The 4664-nt window shown below is 67.0% G+C and carries 4 protein-coding genes; all 4 read left to right on the plus strand.

Annotated elements, in window-relative coordinates; all coding sequences use genetic code 11:
* On the plus strand, positions 1-1209 hold a 1209-nt coding region (locus VFA16_RS13430; protein ID WP_324968291.1), incomplete at its 5' end, for a non-ribosomal peptide synthetase.
* A complete protein-coding gene (locus VFA16_RS13435) occupies positions 1196-1960 on the plus strand; it encodes a thioesterase II family protein (protein WP_324968292.1) in 765 nt (254 codons plus the stop codon). The genes VFA16_RS13430 and VFA16_RS13435, both read left to right, overlap by 14 nt.
* On the plus strand, positions 1953-3269 hold the full coding sequence (locus VFA16_RS13440) for a polyketide synthase (RefSeq protein WP_324968293.1): 1317 nt from the start codon (positions 1953-1955) through the stop codon (positions 3267-3269). Before VFA16_RS13435 ends, VFA16_RS13440 begins: the two co-directional genes overlap by 8 nt.
* On the plus strand, positions 3269-4664 hold a 1396-nt coding region (locus tag VFA16_RS13445; protein WP_324968294.1), incomplete at its 3' end, for an acyltransferase domain-containing protein. The genes VFA16_RS13440 and VFA16_RS13445, both read left to right, overlap by 1 nt.

Here is a 4664-nt window from a genome sequence, read left to right on the forward strand (position 1 = left end):
CGCCGCGACCCCGACTGCTGGGCGCAGTTGATCCACACCCACCAGGTGACGGTGCTGAACTTCCTGCCGGGCTGGCTGGAGATGCTGCTCGAGGTCGGTAGTGGCCGGCTGTCCTCGTTGCGGGTCGTCGCGACCGGCGGCGACTGGGTGCGGCCCGAGCTGGCCCGTCGGCTGAAAGCCGAAGCGCCGCAACTGCGATTCGCGGGGCTGGGGGGCGCGACAGAAACCGCGGTGCACGCCACGATCTGCGAGACCGTCGACCCGCCGTCGCATTGGGCTGCCGTGCCGTATGGCACGCCGTTTCCCAACATCGCGTGCCGGGTGGTCGACAGCTTCGGCGACGACTGCCCCGACTGGGTGCCAGGCGAGCTGTGGTTTTCAGGCCGCGGTATTGCGAGGGGTTACCGCGGCCGTCCCCACCTGACCGCCGAGCGCTTCGTCAGCCACGGCGGCCGGACGTGGTACCGCACGGGCGATCTGGCCCGCTACTGGCCTGACGGCACACTGGAGTTCGTCGGCCGGACCGACCACCGGGTCAAGGTCAGCGGGTATCGAATCGAAGTCGGTGAGGTTGAGTCCGCGCTGCGGCGGGTGCCCGGGGTGGTCACGGCCGTCGCAGCCGTGGTATCGACGAGGGGGGGATCGGACGTGCTGGCGGCCGCGGTGCACGTGTACGACGAGCGGGTGACCGCGGCAGGTATACGTGAACATATAGCGAATTCCGTTCCCGCATATATGATTCCGCGCCACCTGTCGTTGGTGGACCGAATCCCTTTCACAGACGGCGGCAAGATCGACCGGCGCGCTGTCGCCGACCAGCTGGCCGCGAGCGTGTCGAGTTCGCCCGAGCCGGACCGCCGCGCCGCGTCCACGCCGGTGGAGGCAGCTTTAGCAGCGATCATCGGGGAGGTGCTCGGGGTCGAGGACGTCGGCGTCGACGACGATTTCTTTGCACTGGGCGGGGATTCGGTATTAGCCACTCAAGCTGTCGCCCGGATTCGGACCTGGCTGGACGTACCCCATGCGATGGTCGCGGACATGTTCGCAGCCCGAACCATTTCCGCCCTGGCCCGCCTACTCAGCTATCGCGAGGACGACAGCCGACGACTGGTTGCCGTCGCCGAAATATACCTGGAAGTCGCCGGCATGGACGGCGAGGAAGTTTTGGCACAAGCGGCGGAAGTCGGGATGGCACATGACCGTCGATAACGTGGCGAGGGTGCCGGGCGCGTTCGCGCCTTGGATCAAATACTTTCCGGGTCAGGACCCGCAGGCGTGCATGGGCGCCACCGTGGTGTTTCCACACGCCGGCGCCGCTGCGGCAAGTTACCGAAAGCTGGCGCTGGCCTTGGCCACCCGCGGCGACACGTTTGTCGTGCAATACCCGCAGCGAGCCGAACGCATCAGCGAACCGCCGCCGGAAACCGTGCACGACTTGTCCCGCGACCTATTCGAGGCCGCACCATGGCAGCAGGTCGCGCCGTTACGCTTGTTCGGCCACAGCATGGGAGCGGTGGTCGCCTTCGAATTCGCTCGCGTTGCCGAGCGTCGCGGCGTCACCGTGCAAAAGCTGTGGGTGTCGTCCGGGCCGGTGCCGTCGACGGTCGGCAATCTGCCTGAGTTGCCCACTACCGGCCCGGAATTGCTCGCCGATCTCACCGACTTGGGCGGAACGGACCCGCGGCTACTCGCCGACGCGGAGTTCGCCGAACTGTTGACCACCGCTGCGCGCAGCGACTACGAGGCGCTCAACCGCTACCACTGCCCCGCGGGTGTGCGCATCCGCGCTGACATCCACGCCATCGGTGGACGGCACGACCACCGCATCGACATTCGCACGCTTCGCGAATGGGCCAACCACACCGAGGGTTCGTTCACGTTGTCGTTCTTCGACGGCGGCCACTTCTACGTCAACGAGCACCTCGACGCTCTGGCTAATCGAGTCATCACCGATGCCTGACCAGCACAGCGCTTTGTACGACGACCCCGTCGTCATCATCGGCATGGCCGTCGAGGCACCCGGCGACATTCATACCGCCGACGACTACTGGGCCTTGGTGTCCCAACAACGAGAAGCGCTCGGCCCATTTCCGACCGATCGAGGCTGGCCCGTCCGTGAACTGCTCGCCGGGTCCGGTCGCGGCGGCTTCAAGAAGATTCACGACTGCGGCGGTTTCCTTTCCGGCGCAGCAGCTTTCGACCCCGAATTCTTTGGCATCTCCCCGCGTGAGGCTACTACGATGGACCCGCAGCAACGCGTCGCGCTGCGGGTTGCTTGGCGTGCGCTGGAGAACAGCGGCATCAACCCCGACGAACTGGCAGGCGAGAACGTGGGTTGCTATGTCGGCGCGTCCCCGACCGGATACGGGCCTGACATGACCGAATTCTCCCGCCACAGCGGTCATCTGATCACTGGAACAGCGCTGAGCGTGGTTTCCGGCCGGATTGCATACACCCTGGGGTTGGCCGGTCCCGCCTTGACCGTCGACTGTTCCTGCTCCTCAGCGCTGGCCGCGTTGCACACCGCCATGCAGTCGCTGCGGACCGGTGACTGCGACATGGCACTGACGGGCGGGGTGTGCGTGATGGGCTCGCCCGGATACTTCGTCGAATTCTCGAAGCAGCACGCGTTGTCCGACGACGGCCACTGCCGCCCGTACAGCGCACATCGCAGCGGAACTGTGTGGGCCGAGGGGGCGGCAATCTTTGTGCTGCAACGCAAATCAGCGGCGGCACGAAACGGTCGGCGCATTGTTGCCGAGATCCGGGCCAGCGCGGTGAATCAGGACGGTCGAAGCACGGGGCTCAGCGCGCCCAGCGCCGCGGCGCAGGCCCGGCTCTTTGGTTCTGCGATCGCGAAAGCCGGGCTGCGGCCACAAGACGTCGCGATGGTCGAGGGGCACGGCACCGGCACCCACATCGGTGATCGCGTCGAGTTGCAGTCGCTGTCGCAAACCTACGGCGCCACCGAACCGGGTAAGGGCGCGCTGCTCGGATCGGTGAAGTCCAATGTGGGCCACTCGCAGGCCGCGGCAGGAGCCTTGGGCCTGGCCAAGGTTCTGGTTTCCGCCGAACACGGGGCCGTGCCTGCCACGCTGCACGTGGACGAGCCCAGCCGCGATATCGACTGGGACATTCAAGGACTGCGTCTGGCGCGGAAGCTGACACCGTGGCCGGCCGTGAACGGGGAGCGGATCGCCGCGGTATCGGCATTCGGCATCAGCGGCACCAACGCGCATGTGATCGTGTCGGTACCGGCGGTGGCGTGATGTGCGTCCAGCCACTGCCCGACGGCCGCACCCCGGTGCTGCTCAGCGCACACGACGAGGAGTTGGTCGGCCGCGACGCGGCGGCGATCCTCCGCTACCTGGATCGCTTCGACCCCGATGTGCCCGCGGTCGCCGCCACCCTGCTGCGGGTTCGGCGAGTGCGCCGTCACCGCGCGGTGGTGCGGGCAGCCGACCACGCCGAGCTGAAGGCTGGCCTGAAGGCGTTGGCCGACGGCGAGGAACACCCGCTGGTGGCCAAGTCGTCGTTGACCGACCGCCCGCGAGTCGCGTACGTCTGTCCGGGCCAGGGCAACCAATGGCAGTCGATGGGCGCCGACGCCTATCGACAGCTGCCGGCCTACCGGGCCGAGGCTGACAATTGCGCGGCGGCATTCGTTGCGGCCGGACACCCGTCACCGTTGCCGTATCTGGTTGACGGCTCCGAGCGTGACCGGTCCCAAATTGCGATTCAGGGCGCACAGTTCACGCACTCCGTTAGCTTGGCGCAGGTGTGGCGGTCCTACGGCATTCTGCCCGCTGTCACCGTCGGACACAGTCTGGGCGAGGTCGGCGCGGCCTATGTGGCCGGTGCCATGACGTTGGCCGATGCGGTTGCGGTTGTCGCTGCGCGCGCTTCGGTGGTCGACCGCCTGCCCGGGCGGTACGGCATGGCAGTGCTGGGCGTGGGCGTCGACGAGGCCCGGCGGCTGATCAGCGAAACGGCGGGCTGGCTGGAAGTCTCGGCGGTCAATGCGCCGTCGTCGACCGTGGTGTCCGGTGATCGTGACGCCGTTGAGGGTGTCGTTCGGTTGGCCGAGCACCGCGGGATTTTCGCTAGGGCAATCGATGTCGACTACCCGGGGCACACCAGCGCGCTGGAAAAGCTGCGGGGCAAGTTCGAGGAACTGCTACCCAGGTCGGCATTTTTGGATGCGCCGGTGGAGTTCGTCAGCTCTGCTTGCGGGGAGGTGGTCGGCACCGACACTGATTTCGGCGACTACTGGTGTCAAAACCTGCGTAACACAGTGCGATTCGACGAGGCGGTGGCCGTGGCTGCGCAGCGTGGCGCCAACGCGTTCGTCGAATTGTCGGCGCACCCGTCGCTGCTGTCCTCGCTCGCCGACCTGGTCAATGACGAGTCGACCATGATCGTCGGCTCGGGGCGTCGCGACGAGCCTTTTGCCGATCAGCTCTCCGCCAATATCGCCGCGGTGGCGGTAGCCGACCGCGGTTACCGGTGGAGCGACGTGGTCGACGTCGACGGTCACCCGCCACTGTCGCGATTCCCGAACGCGCCGATGAAGGCGATACATCTGTGGGCGAAGCCAGAACCGCTGCCGCCAGTTCCCGGGTCGATCGTCACGGTGGCCGCAGAGCAGTGGCAGCCATGCCCAA

It is taken from the genome of Mycobacterium sp., assembly GCF_035653355.1.
GTDB lineage: Bacteria > Actinomycetota > Actinomycetes > Mycobacteriales > Mycobacteriaceae > Mycobacterium.

Coding starts and splice junctions, on each gene's coding strand:
- VFA16_RS13435 (WP_324968292.1), top strand. CDS start 1,196: ATGACCGTCGATAACGTGGCGAGGGTGCCGGGCGCGTTCGCGCCTTGG.
- VFA16_RS13440 (WP_324968293.1), top strand. CDS start 1,953: ATGCCTGACCAGCACAGCGCTTTGTACGACGACCCCGTCGTCATCATC.